Annotated in this window: 16 protein-coding genes; 3 read left to right on the top strand and 13 right to left on the bottom strand. The window is 30.4% G+C overall.

Translation table 11 applies throughout. The features are described 5' to 3' along the window. Positions 1–13: 13 nt before the first annotated feature. From AC0N0V_RS01835 to AC0N0V_RS01820, 4 genes are all read right to left on the bottom strand, one after another. Positions 14–1,318: a helix-turn-helix domain-containing protein gene (locus AC0N0V_RS01835; RefSeq protein ID WP_474461861.1), complete on the bottom strand. Its 1,305-nt coding sequence runs from the start codon at positions 1,316–1,318 to the stop codon at positions 14–16. Between the two features lie 441 nt (positions 1,319–1,759). Continuing rightward, complete coding sequence (locus AC0N0V_RS01830) at positions 1,760–1,924, bottom strand: YtxH domain-containing protein (RefSeq protein WP_474461860.1); 165 nt, start codon at positions 1,922–1,924, stop codon at positions 1,760–1,762. Positions 1,925–2,070: 146 nt separating this feature from the next. Further along, positions 2,071–2,712, bottom strand: a complete 642-nt coding sequence (locus tag AC0N0V_RS01825; protein WP_474461859.1) for a ribonuclease H1 domain-containing protein — start codon at positions 2,710–2,712, stop codon at positions 2,071–2,073. A gap of 51 nt (positions 2,713–2,763) precedes the next feature. Beyond that, positions 2,764–3,777 (bottom strand): YkvA family protein, encoded by a 1,014-nt coding sequence (locus AC0N0V_RS01820; protein ID WP_474461858.1) that lies wholly within the window; start codon positions 3,775–3,777, stop codon positions 2,764–2,766. A 624-nt stretch (positions 3,778–4,401) separates the two neighbouring features. Between AC0N0V_RS01820 and AC0N0V_RS01815 the strand changes: the two genes are divergently transcribed. Beyond that, on the top strand, positions 4,402–6,117 hold the full coding sequence (locus AC0N0V_RS01815; RefSeq protein WP_474464401.1) for an ATP-dependent metallopeptidase FtsH/Yme1/Tma family protein: 1,716 nt from the start codon (positions 4,402–4,404) through the stop codon (positions 6,115–6,117). A 194-nt stretch (positions 6,118–6,311) separates the two neighbouring features. Here the strand turns inward: AC0N0V_RS01815 and AC0N0V_RS01810 are convergent, their stop codons facing one another. The 3 genes from AC0N0V_RS01810 to AC0N0V_RS01800 all read right to left on the bottom strand — a co-directional run bounded on the left by AC0N0V_RS01810 (position 6,312) and on the right by AC0N0V_RS01800 (position 9,181). Next, complete coding sequence (locus AC0N0V_RS01810) at positions 6,312–7,331, bottom strand: rhomboid family intramembrane serine protease (RefSeq protein ID WP_474461857.1); 1,020 nt, start codon at positions 7,329–7,331, stop codon at positions 6,312–6,314. Positions 7,332–7,519: 188 nt separating this feature from the next. Further along, positions 7,520–8,578, bottom strand: a complete 1,059-nt coding sequence (locus tag AC0N0V_RS01805) for an HD-GYP domain-containing protein (RefSeq protein WP_474461856.1) — start codon at positions 8,576–8,578, stop codon at positions 7,520–7,522. A 195-nt stretch (positions 8,579–8,773) separates the two neighbouring features. Beyond that, a complete protein-coding gene (locus tag AC0N0V_RS01800) occupies positions 8,774–9,181 on the bottom strand; it encodes a DUF6762 family protein (RefSeq protein ID WP_474461855.1) in 408 nt (135 codons plus the stop codon). A gap of 109 nt (positions 9,182–9,290) precedes the next feature. Here AC0N0V_RS01800 and AC0N0V_RS01795 point away from each other — a divergent pair, with 109 nt between their 5' ends. Further along, on the top strand, positions 9,291–9,638 hold the full coding sequence (locus AC0N0V_RS01795) for a hypothetical protein (RefSeq protein ID WP_474461854.1): 348 nt from the start codon (positions 9,291–9,293) through the stop codon (positions 9,636–9,638). Between the two features lie 26 nt (positions 9,639–9,664). Here the strand turns inward: AC0N0V_RS01795 and AC0N0V_RS01790 are convergent, their stop codons facing one another. Together AC0N0V_RS01790 and AC0N0V_RS01785 are read right to left on the bottom strand one after the other, a co-directional pair. After that, positions 9,665–10,084: a Fur family transcriptional regulator gene (locus tag AC0N0V_RS01790; RefSeq protein ID WP_474461853.1), complete on the bottom strand. Its 420-nt coding sequence runs from the start codon at positions 10,082–10,084 to the stop codon at positions 9,665–9,667. 21 nt (positions 10,085–10,105) lie between these two features. Continuing rightward, positions 10,106–10,657, bottom strand: a complete 552-nt coding sequence (locus AC0N0V_RS01785) for a manganese efflux pump MntP (RefSeq protein WP_474461852.1) — start codon at positions 10,655–10,657, stop codon at positions 10,106–10,108. Positions 10,658–11,075: 418 nt separating this feature from the next. Between AC0N0V_RS01785 and AC0N0V_RS01780 the strand changes: the two genes are divergently transcribed. Next, positions 11,076–11,990, top strand: a complete 915-nt coding sequence (locus tag AC0N0V_RS01780) for a transposase (protein WP_474461851.1) — start codon at positions 11,076–11,078, stop codon at positions 11,988–11,990. 242 nt (positions 11,991–12,232) lie between these two features. On the opposite strand, the gene AC0N0V_RS01775 is transcribed toward AC0N0V_RS01780, so the two are convergent. The 4 genes from AC0N0V_RS01775 to AC0N0V_RS01760 form a co-directional block, all read right to left on the bottom strand. Then, positions 12,233–12,982 (bottom strand): M48 family metallopeptidase, encoded by a 750-nt coding sequence (locus tag AC0N0V_RS01775; protein ID WP_474461850.1) that lies wholly within the window; start codon positions 12,980–12,982, stop codon positions 12,233–12,235. A gap of 10 nt (positions 12,983–12,992) precedes the next feature. Next, positions 12,993–14,624 (bottom strand): S41 family peptidase, encoded by a 1,632-nt coding sequence (locus AC0N0V_RS01770; RefSeq protein WP_474461849.1) that lies wholly within the window; start codon positions 14,622–14,624, stop codon positions 12,993–12,995. 263 nt (positions 14,625–14,887) lie between these two features. After that, a complete protein-coding gene (locus tag AC0N0V_RS01765) occupies positions 14,888–15,478 on the bottom strand; it encodes an SLAP domain-containing protein (RefSeq protein WP_474464400.1) in 591 nt (196 codons plus the stop codon). A gap of 124 nt (positions 15,479–15,602) precedes the next feature. Next, positions 15,603–17,747, bottom strand: a complete 2,145-nt coding sequence (locus tag AC0N0V_RS01760; protein WP_474461848.1) for a cell wall-binding repeat-containing protein — start codon at positions 17,745–17,747, stop codon at positions 15,603–15,605. Positions 17,748–18,057 lie beyond the last annotated feature (310 nt).

Genomic DNA, 18,057 nt, shown 5'->3' with positions numbered 1-18,057 from the left:
TATCCACCACAGATTAAGACTCTTTCAATAACCCAAGCTTCTTGAACGTCTCCACACCCTCATTTAAATACTGAGCTGCTTCCTTATCTCTGCTATAGTCTATATAAAACTTACCTAACATAATCGCAATTTCTGCAATCTCTTTTGTATAATCCATATTCTTAACAAAATTTAAGGCTGTTACCAAAGTGTTCTCTGCTTCTTTTAAATCAGATTGAAGCATATCTATTCTATACTTAAGTAAATAATACTGTATTAAAGCTCTATCACTACCATCATTAATGTTGTCCATTATTTCACTAAGCATTTTTTTTGCATTCATTACATCTTTCAGTTTAATATAGTTTTCACATATACTTATAAGAGTTTCAACTATATTTTTATCTCTAATTCTAATTCTTAATTCTCTAGCTTTATTCAAATGTATAAATGATTCTTCCAAGTTGTCAAATTCATAAAATAGCTTTCCTAAACTGTTTTCTATTTTAGCGATATGCGTCAAATCATCTATTTCCTTATAAACATCTAAAGTCTTTTTTGAATACTTGATGGCGTTATCTACATCACCTTTTTGATTATACTCCTCAGACAACAATAAAAGTGTTTTAGCATATTCCTTTTTATTATCCATTTGTCTAAATTTCTCTTTAGCAAGATAGGAATAATTTATAGCCTTGTCCACATTTTCTAGTTTCAGATATACACTAGATACATAGTAATATATCTGACCTAATAAGAAATCATTACCTATATCATTATCCATGTAAACATTTTCTGCCTGTTGGAAATAACTACAAGCGGAATGATATGACTTTAATTCCATCGTAATTTTTCCTAAGTTTACGAAAGTCTTTATAGTTTCATCATAATTATTATTTTTTATAAATATTACATTTGCCGAAAGAAAAAACTGTTGTGCAATAGCATGTTCACTTTTTGCCATGTATATGATACCTCTGAGATATAGAGTTTTAGCCTTTCTATACTCAAGGTTATACTTTTCTGCATAGTATAAAGCTTTTTCTATGTATTTCTCTCCCTGATTCAAATCTTCGTTTATTATATAAGATTCAGCTATATTTTCAAAATAAGTACATATTTTTTCAGCCTGAGTTTCTTCTGACTCCATAAGGTATTCAATAGAAGTATTTAATGAGACTGCAAGATATTCTAGCAAGTCCATACTTGGATTCGACTTTCCTGATTCCACGAGGCTTATTTGTCCCGGAGTTATTCTATCTCCCGCCAAATCTTTTAAAGTCATATTTAATTCTTTTCTTCTTCTTTTAATTTTCTCCCCTAAAGACAGTATCTCCATAACTCACTCTTCCTTTACTATCTACAATATTAACCGATAACTAACTACCACTAATGCCACCACTCTTAAAAGAGGTAGACAATTGCAACTTTTTTATTTCAACAAATTAGAGTCCTTATGACAAGCTCAAATTGTACTAATTTACTTATTCATTTCACTAATACCATACATAATTAATCTAAATAATTTCTTAATTTTACTTTACTAGACAAAAATTTAACTCCGCTAAAAAAAAGCATATAAACCACTTATTTTATTATAACATATTTTTTTAATAATAATATAAAACTTTTCAATAAAATAGTACTAATTTTCATTATATTGCCATGCAATTCAACAATATGTGAATTAATATTCATCTTTTTGCATAAAAAAAATTGCGCACTCTGATATACATTTATGCTATCTAAGCACGCAATTTATGATGTAATTGTTAATTTTTTATTTGATTCTATCTTTCATACCATCAAAAACATCTTCTGCAGCATTTTTCATAAACTTGGCTGTTTTTCTTACTCTTCTTTTAGTTGATCTATCCATCTCTGGCATAAACATCATTCCAACCGCAGCACCTATTAATGCACCTGTTATAAATTTTCCACGCATATTCTACTCACTCCTTTGTTTTTTTAGGATTCATATATAGAATATGCATTTTTGTAATTATTAAACAAAGAAATTTATATAACATTCTTTTTTGCTTAAAATTCCACTAACAAAAGTCATTTGATTTCATTCCTATATCTCTAAAGCTATAATCCAATAGCGCTCTTAGCTAACTTATCAGCCTCTTCATTATAGTAATCGCCGCTATGAGCCTTTACTTTTATAAATTCAACTCTTACATATTTAGAAATACCGTCATAGAATTCCTTATATTTTTTTGTTCCTATCTTATTCGTTTTCCACGAACCAGTACACCATTTTTCTATTCCTTCATAATCATGATATATAACTACTTTAGCTAACTTATTATCGAGTGCATATTTCATAGCTATTTCGGCACCCTTAATTTCCCCTGCTACATTTCTCATTTCAGCTAAAGTAGGGTCCGCTCCTTTTATGCTGTAGGTTTTCTTTTCTCCACTATGCAGAATCACTACACCTGATCCGTATTCCTTTGTATTTATATTATAGCTACCATCTACATAAGCCATTATTTGATCTTTAGTATTATTAACTGAAGTTATCTCATTTGTACTTCTTGATTCTTCGGATGACTCTTCAGCCTTATATATTATGGTATTTCCTGATAAGTAGTTCTCTGCTTCACTTTTATTGGTAAAACTTTTAAACTCTGCACCGGAGAAACCTTTTACTTGTTCCTCACATTCTTTCCATGTATTAAATATTCCTATTTTTCGTCCTTTTTTAACCACGTATAATTTTCCCATTATATGTATAGTGAGACTTAAATTTAATTCTTATCTCACTAGCCACCTCCTTTAATCATTAAAACCTTTATACAATTCTTCATCTTTAGGTGTTTTTAAGTTTTTATTTTTATTCTTAAATATCTTTTTCATAAAAGACAGCAGAATTCCAACATTTTGACTTCCAACGAACTTAGAAATATGACCTACTGCTTCTTTTGTTACAACTATGATATTCTCTTCGCCCTGCCAGTTTTCTAAAATAATCTCTTGAGGCACTTCGTTAATTATAGCATTTAGTGCAAAAAAAGCTATAGCAACGTCATCAATTTTTCCAACAAAAGGTATAAAGTCAGGAAGAATATCTATTGGACTTGCTAGATATGCTACTACTCCCGCTACCATCATCTTTACATTTAACTTTACTCTCTTATCCCTAAATAGCCTCCATAATAATGCTACAATATCAGGTACGAGCATAGCATACTCCATTATTTTTTCGTACTTATCTGGAACCTTATGTACTACCTTGTCTCTAACTTTAGAATATCCGTCTTGTAAGCTTGGGGACAGTCTGCAACTTTTCTCCTCTGTTGAAGATGGGGACACTTCACAATTTTTACTCAAATTCACTGGTTTCTTTTCCGAATAAACAACATCCTGAGCTTCTACTTCTAAAGAATCACCAGTTATATTTATGCTTTTTAGTTTAAAGTAAAAATAAGGAACAAACTTAGATGCTATATCTAAATCAAGTATTACAATATCCTTGTCCACTTTTATTCCATATTCTGAAAACTCACTAAGCACTTTCTTTAATGCAATATTTCTAAGGCCACTAAATATTCCTATTTTAGATATATTAACATTAAATACTTTTATGTTTATTATATTGCCAGATATGCTTCCAAACCCTATTTTAACTTCAAATGGAATACTTATTTTCTTTTTATATCTTCCTTTTATAGTTATAAGTTCTTTTATTTGTACATCCTCTACAATTAGTCCTTCTATATTTAAATAATCATCTATTATGCTTAGTACATCTTGTTCAGTTAATACTGCTTTTACCTCTGATATCTTCATGAGCTTTTCCCCCTTGTAAGTCGCCCCTTGAACTATATTACTATGTTCTTGGGCAAATTTTATTAAATCTTAACTTTATAAATAAAGTATACAGGAAATTAATATTTGTGCAATAAGTTTTAAGGTTATATTTGGTAGTTAAATTCTCGGGGACAGTCTGCAATTTCTCAACAATTTATAACTCTAGTTTGATGTTATATATTTGGGGACAGTCCACAATTATTTTCAATATCATTATTTATTCTTGGGAAATAGTTTTTAAATTTCATTTGCAAATATAAGGGGATATCCGGTATATATTATTGGATTAGAAAGGCTTAAATAGTGAATTATTTGTACGTAAAGAGGACAATTTGTTAAACTTTAACCATAGTCACCATAAATTACTTTAGCAAATTTTATGATTTTCATTAGACTTTATGTTAAAAATATTATAATATCAATATCGTGATCTACAGATCGGTTAGATACCAACTCGTAAATTATTTTAAATTCTTATATAAGCCATATCATTTTTGGGACAGACCATAAACATTCACTATAGAGAGTTCAAAACTTTTATTTTAATTACAATAAAATTATTAGGGGGACAAAAACTTGAAGAATAAAATTAAAAACAAATTTATGATTGTACCAATAATTACGGCTATATTATCTGTAGCAGCTTTGATATTCTTTAATTATGGCTTTGCTTCTGTTGAATATAAATCTTACGTATTATTTTTAAAAGATGTTTCTAGTAAAAACGTTTCAACAGTTTATGTAACGCCTTCACCAAAGGTAAGAGTTAAGCTTGCTAGTGGCAAAGTATACGAAACAGACAATCCTAGAACGACAGATTTTAAAGAAAACTTATTAAGAAATGGCGTTACTGTATCAGAAGAAATACCTACTGATACTAAACAAGTAATTGCTATTGCAGCTTTGGTTGCTTCAATTATGTCTTTATTAGTTATGGCTATAAAGTCATCCAATATTACCTCAAAGAGGATGCTTTCAGTAGATTCGCTAGACGCAACTGCAGTAGAGCAATCTGGTTTTAGTTTCAAAGATGTTGCTGGAAATGAAGAGGCGAAGGAGAGCGTTAAAGATATTGTAGATTTCTTAAAGAACCCAGAAAAGTATGCACAATATGGTGCAAGAATGCCTAAGGGAATTATTCTTTACGGTGAGCCTGGAACAGGAAAAACCCTTCTTGCAAAGGCCGTAGCTGGTGAAGCTGGCGTTCCATTCTATGCTGTATCTGGTTCTGATTTTATACAGGTTTATGTAGGGGTTGGTGCTAGCCGTATAAGACAGTTATTTAAAAAAGCTAAAAATAACCCTACCGGAAAAGCAGTTATATTTATCGACGAGATAGATGCCATTGGTAAAAAGAGAGATGGAGCTAAGGGTACTGGTGGTTCAGACGAAAGAGATCAGACTCTAAATGCACTTCTTACAGAGATGTCTGGTTTTAACGAAAAAGAAGGAATTATTATCATGGCGGCTACAAATAGATTAGACATACTAGATCCTGCACTTTTAAGACCAGGGAGATTTGATAGACATGTAGAAATAATGCTTCCGGATGTTAGTGCTAGGGAAAAGATTATTGACCTTCACTTAAAAAATAAGCCTGTTGGTAATATAAATGTACATGAATGGGCTCAAAAGACTTCTTATTTCTCAGGTGCTAAACTTGAAAGTTTAATAAATGAGGCAGCTATACTTGCATGTAAGGACAATAGTGGTACTATCGAAGATGTTCATGTTGATAAAGCCTTCTCAATCGTTTTAGCTGGGTACGAGAAGAAGGAAAGAGTTCATATTAAAGAAATAGATAAGAAAATAACTGCTTATCATGAATCTGGACATGCCCTTGTATCATTAAAGGTTCTTCCTGAGGAAAAGGTATCAAAGGTAACAATTATACCGACAACCAAAGGTGCTGGTGGATATACTCTAAGTATTCCTGAGGATAGCTTGTATAAGACTAAGGATTATTTGAGGAGAAGAATCATGGTTCTTCTTGGTGGAAGAGCTGCCGAAGAAATTATATTCGGTGCTGACAGCATAACTACAGGTGCTCACAATGATTTAAAGCATATTACAAGTATGGTATTTCATATGATAACTCAGTATGGTATGGGAGAAACATTAGGGTTATTGAATATGGAAGAGCTTATGGAATTAAATTTAAATCAAGATGATGTTGTTAGGGAGTCTAAAGAGTTGGTTGCTTCTTTATACGAGGAAGTTAAAGAGCTGTTGATTAAGGAAAAGCATAATTTAGATAATATAACAGATATGCTTTTAGAAAAAGAAACATTATATGCTGAAGATTTAGTTTTAAATTAGTCTAGGCTGGGGACAGTTAACAATTTTCATTATTTAAAATTGTTAACTGTCCCTTTTTTAAAGTCATTCTTAACATTTACTTTTAGGTTGGCTCTGGAATTGGGGTCATATTACAATTTTTAAACATAACTTAAGGGGACAGTACACAATTACTCAATAGTAACCGTTGGATAATTGTGTACTGTCCCCTTAAATTAAATTTGTAAACTATCCCTGCTTACTAAAAAATAAGACAGAATTATTCCCCCTAACAATCCTCCAAGGTGTCCAAAGTTATCAACATTCGGAATAGAAAAACCTATAATTAAGTTAATCGCAATAACAGATAAAATGTTAAATATGAAGTTTTTCCCTAATCTATTCTTCGCTTTTATTGCAAAAACTAGTGTTGCCCCAAACAGCCCAAATATTGCTCCTGATGCCCCTACTGAGACATCATTTGAAAATATATAACTAAAAGTTGATGAAAGAATTCCAGATAAAAAGTATATAAATATATATTTCCCCCTACCGTATACCGTTTCAACTAGTGGACCTAATGAATTAAGAGCATACATATTTAATCCAACATGTATGATTCCACCATGTAAGAACATACAGCTAACTAACCTATAATATTCTCCATTACTTATTAGCTCGTTAACTTTTGCTCCAAGAAATATCAATACATTTATATCGCTATCGGAAATACTTCCCGAAAAGTAGGCAGTTATAGCATATACTAATAGATTTACGACAATGAACGTATATGTTATTATAGGTTTTTCTATTTTTACAAATTCCGTCCTAGTACCAACTGAGTAATTTATAGAATTTAGCACTTCTTGACCCTTATCTTCTAGTCCAGGACTATAAAATATCACTTTATTATCCACATTGTGGACTAAAATAAATTCACATTGTGGATTAATTATGTGATTTAAACGAAACTCTCCATTTTCATCTTCTTCAAGTTTTAAGTCTTCGTTTATAAAAACTTCAATTGGTCTTATATTTTCCTCTTGCAGAGCATTCTTAAGATAAGAAACTAATTGTCCTACATTTAATTCATTAACTGTATTCAAATTCGTAAAAAACATTATTTCAGTTATATTATTCTGTTTTTTTGATACACCCCAATTACTACAAAGCCCTGTTACTCCTTCAAGCTCTATAATATTATAACCATATAATTCATATAACTTTTGTATCAGATTCCTTACATATGTATCCATAAAGCCTCTCCTTAAAAATATAATAAGACTTTAAAATCAGATTATATAACATATAAATTTTTTATTTTATTTATTGGCCAACCGCCGCTAAAGCTCTTACTTATTTAAGTAAGAGCTTTAGCGGCATTAATCTTCAGAAGTATAGACTAATTAAATTTTAAGTTTATCTTATACTTTTCATGAGGATATTATGCAATACTCTCTATTACAATGCTCGGATGTTTTAATAGATCTACTTCATAAAAAGATACAGGACTCTTAGTTTGTGTATCGTATAGCACCCTTATAATAGGCCTATCTGGAAAACCTTTATTTTGTTTTATAACATAGCCTTCTTCTCCATTTGAAAGCTTAACACAACATCCTAAAGGATAAATAGAAAACGTATTTTTAAAATTCCTAACGATATCTTCATCAAAACTGCTTCCACTTCCAGAAAGAATAAGTTCATATGCATCATTTGGGCTAAACTTTTTTCTATAGCATCTATCATTGCTTATAGCATCATATACGTCACATATGCACACAATCTTCGCAAACTTAGATATCTGTTTATCTGTTAAGCCATAAGGATATCCTTTCCCGTCAACCCTCTCATGATGCTGTTCTACGATTTTTATTATTGCACTAGGTATTGAAACATTTTTTTTAAGGATTTCAGCTCCATATAAAGTATGCTTCTTTATTTCTTCATACTCTTCATTAGTAAGTTTTCCTTCTTTGTTTAATATTTTAATAGGTATCTCCATTTTACCAACATCATGAAGTATGGCACCTACTCCTAAATCTTTTAACTCCCACTCATTTAATCTTGAATTCATGCCTAAAAAAGTAGCCATTATACAAGTATCTAGTGAGTGAACATAGGTGTAATTATCGTAAGTCTTTATATCATAAAGACTTTTGTTAACATCTCCAACATCTATTATGTAATCTATCATATCCTTAACATTTTCAAGGGATTCTTTTAGTTGTTTTCCATTACAGTTATGTACATTTTTCATTATACTTGACATACTTTTAATCGTAATCTGCTTAAGTTCCGAAAGTCTTTGATCCTCTACATGGACATCATCTAGCCTGTCGTCCTCTACATAAACATAAAAGACTCCAAGATCTTTCAACTTATCAATATAAGCATTGTTTAGTCTTACACCAGCTCTCAGTAAAACAAGCCCCTCGTTAGTTAGTATACTTTTACCTAACACTTCGCCTTCCTTGACTCTATTTATAAACTCCAGCCTCATATTTCCCCCTCAATAAAGTTTACTTCATTTAATCTCTAATTTTCTTCAGCTTTAAGCATAAAAATTTCTTCTTCTAAATCATAGCACTTTATCCAACAAAATAAAATAGTCAGCACTTACCTTTTTAGTAATTTTAAATTAATTTTATGATTCACTTAAAATATTGCTACAAAAGTATATAAAAAAATACTATGATTAAGCATTTTCTTCATATTCTTCTTTTTTCCCCTTTATATCTTCAAAAACTTTGTCTATTGAGGTTTTTATAATAGCACATAATTCATCAAACTTATCAGCCATAACCGAATGCTCTTCATCAAATTCAAACTTAATTAACCATGTCGGATTGTATTCGTTATCTATTTCTTCTATAACATATCCTCTTTGTTCAAATTGTTCTGTTACAAATAAGTCAAATATAGCAGAATACTCCCATTCCTCAACATCCTTATGTGTATCAAAGTATAAATTTACTTTTTCACCATCATAAAATAATTTTACTATATGCTCTGCTCCTTCTCCGACTTCGTAGCTTCCAAGTTCTTTCACTATAAAACCGGTTCCTTTTTCCTTTTCCATCAACACTAATGATGAAAACTCCATATATAAACACCATCCTTCGTTTATTTTCACAATACATTATTTAGTATTTACTTATTCATAAAATTTAGTTATTATAATATTGGATATATTTTCCAAGAGGGGGATTGTTATGGATAAGTCTTTTATAAAAAAATTTTTATTAATTTGCTTGTCAGTAGTTTTAATTGGTGGATTAATAAAATATATTTATACATTAAACAGATGCTCAGATATTAATTATGCAGTTGAAAACTATTTTACAACTGGAGTTTTTAATAGCAATAAGATGTATCAACTCAGTAACATAAACTTATCTTTTTCAAATGGAACTGTAGCTGTAGTTAAAATAGATGGATTGGAGCAAAAATCTCCCCATAAAAAAGTTGCCTACAGCGTATTTTTAGAAAAAAATAGCCGCGGCATATGGAAAGTCAAAAAAATATACCCTGCTCAGGTTGTCTTGAAAAGTGAGTATTAAATAGGATTAAAAGGATAGATATTATTCTATTCTTTTTTTCTGCAAGTTCCACAAATTCCTTCTAACTTAATATCTAACTCTTCGTTTTCAAATACAAAACCAGTCTTATCTTTAATTAGTTCTTTAATCTGTTGCATGGGACAATCTATTTCAACCTCTTTATGACACAACTTACATTGTAGCACATGTTTGTGGTCTTCTTTCTTTACCGTATAATTGTATTTCCCTTTGCCTAAATCAAACTTACTTATTATATCTTTGCACTCAAATAATTCTAATGATCTATAGACTGTTGATAAATCAATATTTATACCTCGTCTCCTACACTCATCAAAAATATACTCCGCACTTACAGCAGCGTCATTGCTGCATATAATATCCAAAACGTTAACTCTTCCCTTTGTAATCTTAATACCATATTCCTTTAAATATTGTTCTATCTCCAATACTTTCACCCCAAATTTTTCTTAAAAAAACATCATTTTGATACCAAAAATAATTAAAATAACTCCACCTATATAATCTGCATACTTGCTCACAAGACTTATTTTTTTCAGATATTTAGCAATTATAAAGGCAATACTTGACATTATCAATGTTACTACTCCTATAAACAATGTATTTTCCAAAATAACAAAATTATTTGATATATTATTAAGCGCAGTAAAACCAATAACCATTGCATCTATGCTTACGGATATGCCTAGAACTATAAACATACCTGGTCTTATTAAAGGACATTCATCCTTGCTCTCAAAGCCTTCCTTTAACATCATTCCACCGACAATAGCTATTAATGCTCCTCCTATTACCTTAGGCATAGAAGCTATATAGGTATTGAATAAAAATCCTGCATAAGCTCCTATTAAAGAAAATAAAAATTGAAAAAACGCAAATGAACTAGCAAACAATAACTTTGTACTTCTATTTATTACATTGTTTAATCCTATACAAAGTGCTACACCAAAAGCATCCAATGAAAGAGCCAAAGCAATTAAAAATAATGAATAAAAACTCATATTAATTCTCCTTGATTTTAGGTTTTTTGTTCTATAATTAACTAAAATTAATGTTCTGTTATATCTGAACAAATAGTACTGAAGCTTTTACATATTACTATATGTATTAAGTATTAGATTAGTTCAACTAAGAACTATACGGGGTAACTTCCTATATGATGCTTGTTTCATTCCATAACAATACTATTTTACTTTATATCTATAATATTGTCTATATAGCCAATATGTAAATTATGTCCTGGGTATTTTGGGGGTATTTTGGGGACGCTCTACAAATTTACCATAGATATCATTAGGGGACAGTCTGCAACTTTTCTTTGAATACAAATATCTTAATCCAACTATCTTATAAATAATTATATATGTTTAGGTTACTATAATATGTCAATAATTTAAATAAAGAAGGAGGTTGTTACAAATGGCAAGGACATCTCGTAAAAAATCTTTAACTAATATACACCATGTTATGAGTAGAAGTATAAGTGAAATTCAGCTTTTCAGAGAGTCTAGCGATAAAGACAAATTTTTAGATATTGTACGAAGATATAAAAAAATATATATGTTCGTCATTTATTCATTTGTAATAATGGATACGCACTACCATCTAGAAATCAATGATAATGGTGCTGATATATCTAAATTTATGAAATCAATTAATCAAAGTTATGCTCAGTATTACAATAAAAAGTATCAAAGACATGGTCATGTCTTCGCAGACAGATTTAAAAGCAAACCTATCGAGAAAGATAGCTATGTTATTACTACCTCAGCATATATACATAATAATCCTAAAGATATAAGAGGCTATGATAAACATGTACATAAATATAATTACTCTAGTTTAAAAACTTATCTTGGGATTACATCAAAAAACTCTGATATTGTAGATGTAAATTTTGTATTGAAATATTTCAGTAGCAATCCTAATACTGCTAGAAAGTTTTATTTAGAGTTCATAACAAAATCTATAGACTCAAAAATTGAAGAGGAAATAGAGTTTATAGAAAATGAACCTAAATATATAAAAGAAAAACACTTATTGATTAGAAATTATAGTCCAGAGAATATCCTTCACTTTGTTTCAAAATATACAGATAGAAACTTTTGCATACATGCTAAATATAATCATAGCAGCATAGAGTTTAAGGCTGTATGTGTTTTTTTGATGAGATCTTTTTGTGATTTTAGCTTGAACGATATATCGAATGTAGTCGGAAATGTTACTAACTCCAATGTCTGGAGGTTGTGTGAAAAAGGTATTTCTCTTGTAAGCACTAATGAACGATACATGAATATTGTACATGATTTTATTAGCTATAATAAATCTGCATAAAAAACTTTATATATAATATTAATAATTTACTTTGGGTTTTAGTTGGACAAGCTACCTACTTTGTAAATTAAATTCTTGTTTTTTTATCAGTATGTGATTTTGTAGGGGACAGTACACAATCTTTACTAAGGAAGTTTTAGAGATTGTTTACTATTCTTAACTGAATAGTTGTTAACCGTCCCTGTGACATTAGAACATTAGGGATATCTATTACTAAAAATTATATATCGTCCCCTTAAGACTTAAATCCTAAGCATAAAACCATTAGCCTTAAGCCATTGCCTTCGTTGCTTATAGTCAGGTAATACTGACTCTACAGTTTGCCAGTACTCCTTAGAGTGATTCATGTGAATTAAATGACACAGCTCATGAACTACTATGTAATCAATAATATCCATAGGCGCCATTATAAGCCTATAATTGTAATTAATATTTTGCTTCGATGAGCAACTTCCCCAGAGAGTTTTTTGATCCTTAATTGTTATTCTTTGGGGACGTACAGCAATTATCCCGCTATAAAGGTTTGTTCTCTCATCAAATATCTCTCTAGCTTCTTTCCTATAGAACTTTACAATAGAATCTCTTATCATGTCTTCTTTCTCATTCTTATTGGTATGAACTATTAGATTTCCATTTGAAATTGTAGTTTTACGCTTACCACCACTACTCCCCAAAATATCTAAAGTTATCTTTTCACCTAAATATAAAAGTGTTTTTCCTGTTTTAAAACTCTTATCTATATCGACCAGTTGTTGCTGTTTTATAAACGTAATCTTACTCACTATCCAATTTTCCTTCTTCTTAACAATGTTACTTATAGTTTCTTCACTTATATTGAAAGGGGAGATAACTATAATCTCCCCTTTCTCTGTTATCTTAATTCCAATAGTTTTTCTATTCCTTCTAATAACTTTATAAGTAAAACAAGAATACTTGTATTCTGTCCCCATACTTGTACTAGCTAAAGATGGATATTTGTATTCCGTCCCCATCACTTCACCTCTAATTTTTTACTGTAAAAGGCTTAATAACATCCTTAATTTTTATATAATAAGTTTGTCCCTTCTTCCAGTTTCCCTTAGGAGCTATACTTATTTTCTTATCATCAACTAGATTAGCATCAAATGCTGCACGTTCTCCAGTTGCGGAATCTATAATTTCAATATTAGTATAATCCTTTATAGTATCCAAATTCACATTCTTATTAAAAGTTATAGTAAAAGCCTTATTTTCTGGTACGTTCTTTAAAGTATCAATAACTTTAAAGTTACCATATAAGAATTTGTAAATATTATCAAAATAATCTGCTGGTGCCTGCATCCATCCAGTTTCTGTTCCTATATACACACTTTCTTTTGGCATATTATCTATTATATACTTAAAGGCAGCCCAGTGCTTCTGGTCTTTAGCAAGACTCAAGTCTATTTCAAACTTTTGCCCATCACCTTCTACCTTCACATATCCTCTTTTATCTACATCGTTCATTGATTTCCCGGAAAATAATTCTGCAATCGCTAAAGAATACATATCTTTTGCCTCAAAATCCGGTAATATTCCCACTTTATTTATCTCATTCATCATAGGTGAATAAAACTTCTCCACAGTTAATTTAATGGAGCTTCCATCAGACAAAGGAAATATCTCCTGTGCAACGCCTTTTCCATATGTCTTATTTCCAATAAAAAATGCTTTGTTATAATCCTTCACTGCTGCTGACAATATTTCGGAAGCACTTGCAGTATACTCATTAACTAAAAAAATTACAGGTTTATCAATAGTACCTGCTTTATCCTCAGCGCGATATTTTGTCACATTACCATCTCTATCTTGGATAGCTATGGCAGCTTGCTTTCCAATAAAGTTTCCAGCTATATCAATAGCCGTACTCATATACCCTCCTCCATTATTTCTTAGATCAATTATATAGTTATTTGGGTTCTTCATCCTAAGCTCTTGCAACTTTTTGCTGAATAATTCCGAAGTGTCCCCTCCAAAGGAGACTATATTGATATATGCTGTTTTGTTGTTTAACATTTGACCAGTTACTGTTGGTAAAGTTATTTCTCTTCTTTGAACATCGAAGAAGAGAGTCGAATCTCCCCTTTTTACAGCAACTTTAACAGTAGTACCTGCTTCCCCTTTAATATAAGAAGCGGACTTATCCGCGTCTAATCCTGCCAAAGATTGTCCATTTGCGGATGTTATAATATCACCATCTTTAAGGCCTACTTCTAGTGCAGGAGAGCCTTCAATTACAGATCTGATTTTAACACCTTCAGGTACTATATCCATGTATATTCCTATACCATACATTTTGTTGTCTATTGAATTTAAAAAGTCTTCTTCCTCTTTTTTAGAAAAATATTTAGAATAAGGGTCATTTAATCCACTAATTATATCTTCTATTGTTGATCGATTTAACACATCATTAGAAACGCTAGTTACATAATTATCTTTAATAATACTCCTTGCTTCATCTAGTACCGAACCGGCAGCTTGTACATTAAATGAAAAACTGCTAATAAAGAATGTCAATAGAAGTAATATATTAAAGATACTGCTAGTTGTATGTTTTTTACTGTGAACACTATTTTGTTTCAACTCATCCTTTGCGTTGAAAAACTTATTTTTCATACTTTGTTTTTTCCTCCTGCTATTACATAGTTTATAAAGATTATAACTCATTTTTCCTTATATTAAAATCTAATCTTTTAAAATATAATCTGGTACTTTATGTCTTGGTTTATATATGCCAGCGTTTCAAGTAATCTTATACATGTGTCTATCATAACTCCTCGTGATTCTTCAATGCAGGTAACCTTTTTAAATTTCTTTCTAAATAAAAAGCATTTCAAGAAATTATCTTTCTTAAAATGCCTAAATCTTAATTATTATTCTTATACTGGCATTTCTGCCTCTTTTTCTAATTTAAATGAAACTGACCAATTATCTAAGGCCACATCTTGCTCTAACTTTAAGTTAGTAGGGAATGCGAAATTAGACACTCTTGCTTTAAACGAACTTACAGAGAAATTATCAACTTTAAATAACTGTGATTTAACTACAATTCCGTTAGCATCCTTTACAGTTACAGGTATCTTATCTAATTGAATCGGTTTATTAGTTCCATTTCTCATTACTAATGTAACTAATATATTTCCATTTTCTTGAACACCTATGCTAAAAGTAGAAACACTAAATTCTCCTTCTTTTAACTCAGGAAGATCTCTTAAAAAGTTATCAAGAACAAGTTTATCCTCTACTTCAATATCCTTAGGAAGTTTCTCGTACTCAGTCTTAACCCTTCTTGCAACTTGAAGTTTTGTATCAAATGCTATTTTCCAATCATCAGTAGGAATTTCCTTAACATTAACATTCTTCTTTTCAAAATAAAGTTTCACTGGTCTTGCAGAATGTGGTGGTATATCTCCTAAAGACTCTAAGTTAAATATCTGATAAGCTAAAGTTTTATCTTTAGAATTTAATATAAAAAGGGTACATGCCCAAAGTTAACTTTATCTGGCTCATTATTTTGAACTTTTTTACCATTATGTATACGAAAAGAAAATTGAAATTTAATTAAAATAATTAAACTTCAACTTTCTTTAGTATTTAATTATTTGCTGGCTTTGATGATATACTTTGTTCCATATTAATAAGTTCCATGTAATCAAAAGAGTTTTGATTTGTAAGTTGTGGTAACTGTATTTTTACATCTTTATTAATATTATAATTTTCGGTAGTAAAGCTATATCCTAAATTAAACATTCCCTTTACCTCATCTGCGGTATTATTTTCTGTGCTATTGTTCAACTTATTCATGACCTCTATGAATTTATGAGTGTCTAGTTGAAGGTCTATAACTCCACTCTCACTAATTATATATCCATCACAAATGTTATAAGTTATATCTATCCCTTTATCACCAATTATTTTTAGATCCTTTATTGCATCCATAAATATTTTTATCTGTTCTTTAGACTCCTTAGGATTAGCTGCTATATTATTAAATATACTCTCCATTTGAGCTTTTTGAACATCCTTATCTGGTGTTGATGATAAATCTATGAATGTTGTCATCAGCTGTTTCATAAAGCTCATAAGTTCCTTATTATCAACGAAATCATTTGCAGTATAGTTTAAGATAGTTTTTAGCTTTAAATCATCCATTTTCAATTGATAAGTTTGAGCATATTTCGGTCCTTCCTTAGTCTCCATTCTCATCAATCCATTATAACTAATGAACTTAACTCCTGGATTCCAACTCTCTGCATATTTCTGCATAAAGCTTTGGAATTGAGGTTGAAAATTCTTTGAAAAATTCATTAAGCTATTATAATCTAATGTAGACATAGTAGGTTGTGAATTTGTTTCTATAAGATCCATTATCATATACTGTTTCTTTGCAAACTGTGGTGGAAGATATGGTAGTGCCATTTCTGGAACCTTTATTATTTCCTTAAATTTAGGCTGTTTTCCAGACATATCCATAGTAACCCATGCAGTTGTCTCTATGTTCATTCCTCCAATTTGCAAAACTATGTCTTCCTGAACATTATTTATAGTTTTAGAACTGTTACCGTTCATCTTTATTTTTAAATTCAGCTTAGAATTATCAATTATAGGTATTATATTGTTAGCTACTTCTTGCGCTTCCTTAGGTAAATCCTTTGCTCCAACATTTATTCCAATAGTACTATCACTTTGAATAGAAGTAATATTTTGCTGATTTAAGGAAGCATTTAGTAAGCCACTATTAATTACTTGATTCTTAGCGATTGGTAAAATAGTTTCTAATGATGAGGTGCTAACTACACTGTCTCCTCCAAGAATATTAACCTGTCCTATATTTTTTATTCTCTCTTTTATATAACTTTGAAAATTAGTTTCAGATTTTTCACCAACTAAAATAATTGGTGATGAAGTTAATGCTGCTAATGCTGATCCAGAAAGTGCATCTGCAAACCCACTTCTACTTGCTATATAAACTGTGTCATAATCAATATCCTTTTCAAACTTTTGTAGGACATTAAAATTTCTCTCATACTCATCTTTTCCTAAAATTCTTTCAACATTTTTAAAGTTTTTTGAAATGCTGTCACTTATTATGTTATTTTCACCTACAATATATGTTTTAGGTATCTCATTTTTAGATATATAATCCTTAACTTCAGGACTTATATCATCCTTAGGCACTAAAATAACAGGCATTCCTTTTACTGCTGCAATAGGTGCCATAGTTAACGCATCTGGATAATCTTCTCCAGTAGCTAAAACAACACCTTTATCTGTTCCTACAAGTTTTGCTATTTCCATAGATGTAGCATATCTATCTTTTCCAGCTATTCTTTCTAGCTCTATTCCTTTGCTCTTAACTTCCTCTTCAACTTTCTCCGATACTACCGCAGTTCCACCAATTAAAAACACCTTTTTTACTTTCAATCTTGCAAGTTCACTACTTATATTAGTAGAAGTAGATTGGTTATCTAGATGATCCTTAGAAACTAATAATATAGGTGCATTGTACTTTTTTGCTAGTGGTGCTGCGCTTAATGCATCCCCAAAATCTTGTCCACTTGCAATAACCGCATAATCAGATGTACTGCTCCATCCATTTGTTGAAATGGCTACAGAAGTATCATATCTTCCTGCACCACTTATACGCTCTGGTGTAATAGCTGCCTTAACTTTAACTCCCGCTGCCATGCTTAAACATAAGCTTATGGATAATAAACATGCTATTTTCTTAATATTCATTATTACTCCCCCCTGCACTTGATGATGTAATTATATCATTGGCAAATTTAGGTTACAATAGGTAACTTTTTTTTAGTCTAGAGATATCTAGAATTAAGTGATAGTTAACAATTATTCGGTTACTTATGTAGAAATTGGGTTTGCTTAAGGCTATGAGACTTTATCATTGGTTATTAATAAATCTTTTAGTCTAGATAGTCCAAAAACTATATTAATTATCCATCTAGGAGCGTTATAATAATATCACAGCTAATAATACTTTACAATCAAGAAAAATTAATTATAACTTTACCAACCAAATATAGAAGAT

Source organism: Clostridium sp. CS1-1, assembly GCF_056135525.1.
This window is presented reverse-complemented; position numbering and strand designations above follow the sequence as displayed.

Excerpts from the sequence above, each read along its gene's own strand:
- AC0N0V_RS01835 (WP_474461861.1), bottom strand. The coding sequence starts at position 1,318 with ATGGAGATACTGTCTTTAGGGGAGAAAATTAAAAGAAGAAGAAAAGAA.
- AC0N0V_RS01830 (WP_474461860.1), bottom strand. The coding sequence starts at position 1,924 with ATGCGTGGAAAATTTATAACAGGTGCATTAATAGGTGCTGCGGTTGGA.
- AC0N0V_RS01825 (WP_474461859.1), bottom strand. The coding sequence starts at position 2,712 with ATGGGAAAATTATACGTGGTTAAAAAAGGACGAAAAATAGGAATATTT.
- AC0N0V_RS01820 (WP_474461858.1), bottom strand. The coding sequence starts at position 3,777 with ATGAAGATATCAGAGGTAAAAGCAGTATTAACTGAACAAGATGTACTA.
- AC0N0V_RS01815 (WP_474464401.1), top strand. The coding sequence starts at position 4,402 with ATGATTGTACCAATAATTACGGCTATATTATCTGTAGCAGCTTTGATA.
- AC0N0V_RS01810 (WP_474461857.1), bottom strand. The coding sequence starts at position 7,331 with ATGGATACATATGTAAGGAATCTGATACAAAAGTTATATGAATTATAT.
- AC0N0V_RS01805 (WP_474461856.1), bottom strand. The coding sequence starts at position 8,578 with ATGAGGCTGGAGTTTATAAATAGAGTCAAGGAAGGCGAAGTGTTAGGT.
- AC0N0V_RS01800 (WP_474461855.1), bottom strand. The coding sequence starts at position 9,181 with ATGGAGTTTTCATCATTAGTGTTGATGGAAAAGGAAAAAGGAACCGGT.
- AC0N0V_RS01795 (WP_474461854.1), top strand. The coding sequence starts at position 9,291 with ATGGATAAGTCTTTTATAAAAAAATTTTTATTAATTTGCTTGTCAGTA.
- AC0N0V_RS01785 (WP_474461852.1), bottom strand. The coding sequence starts at position 10,657 with ATGAGTTTTTATTCATTATTTTTAATTGCTTTGGCTCTTTCATTGGAT.
- AC0N0V_RS01780 (WP_474461851.1), top strand. The coding sequence starts at position 11,076 with ATGGCAAGGACATCTCGTAAAAAATCTTTAACTAATATACACCATGTT.
- AC0N0V_RS01775 (WP_474461850.1), bottom strand. The coding sequence starts at position 12,982 with ATGGGGACGGAATACAAATATCCATCTTTAGCTAGTACAAGTATGGGG.
- AC0N0V_RS01770 (WP_474461849.1), bottom strand. The coding sequence starts at position 14,624 with ATGAAAAATAAGTTTTTCAACGCAAAGGATGAGTTGAAACAAAATAGT.
- AC0N0V_RS01760 (WP_474461848.1), bottom strand. The coding sequence starts at position 17,747 with ATGAATATTAAGAAAATAGCATGTTTATTATCCATAAGCTTATGTTTA.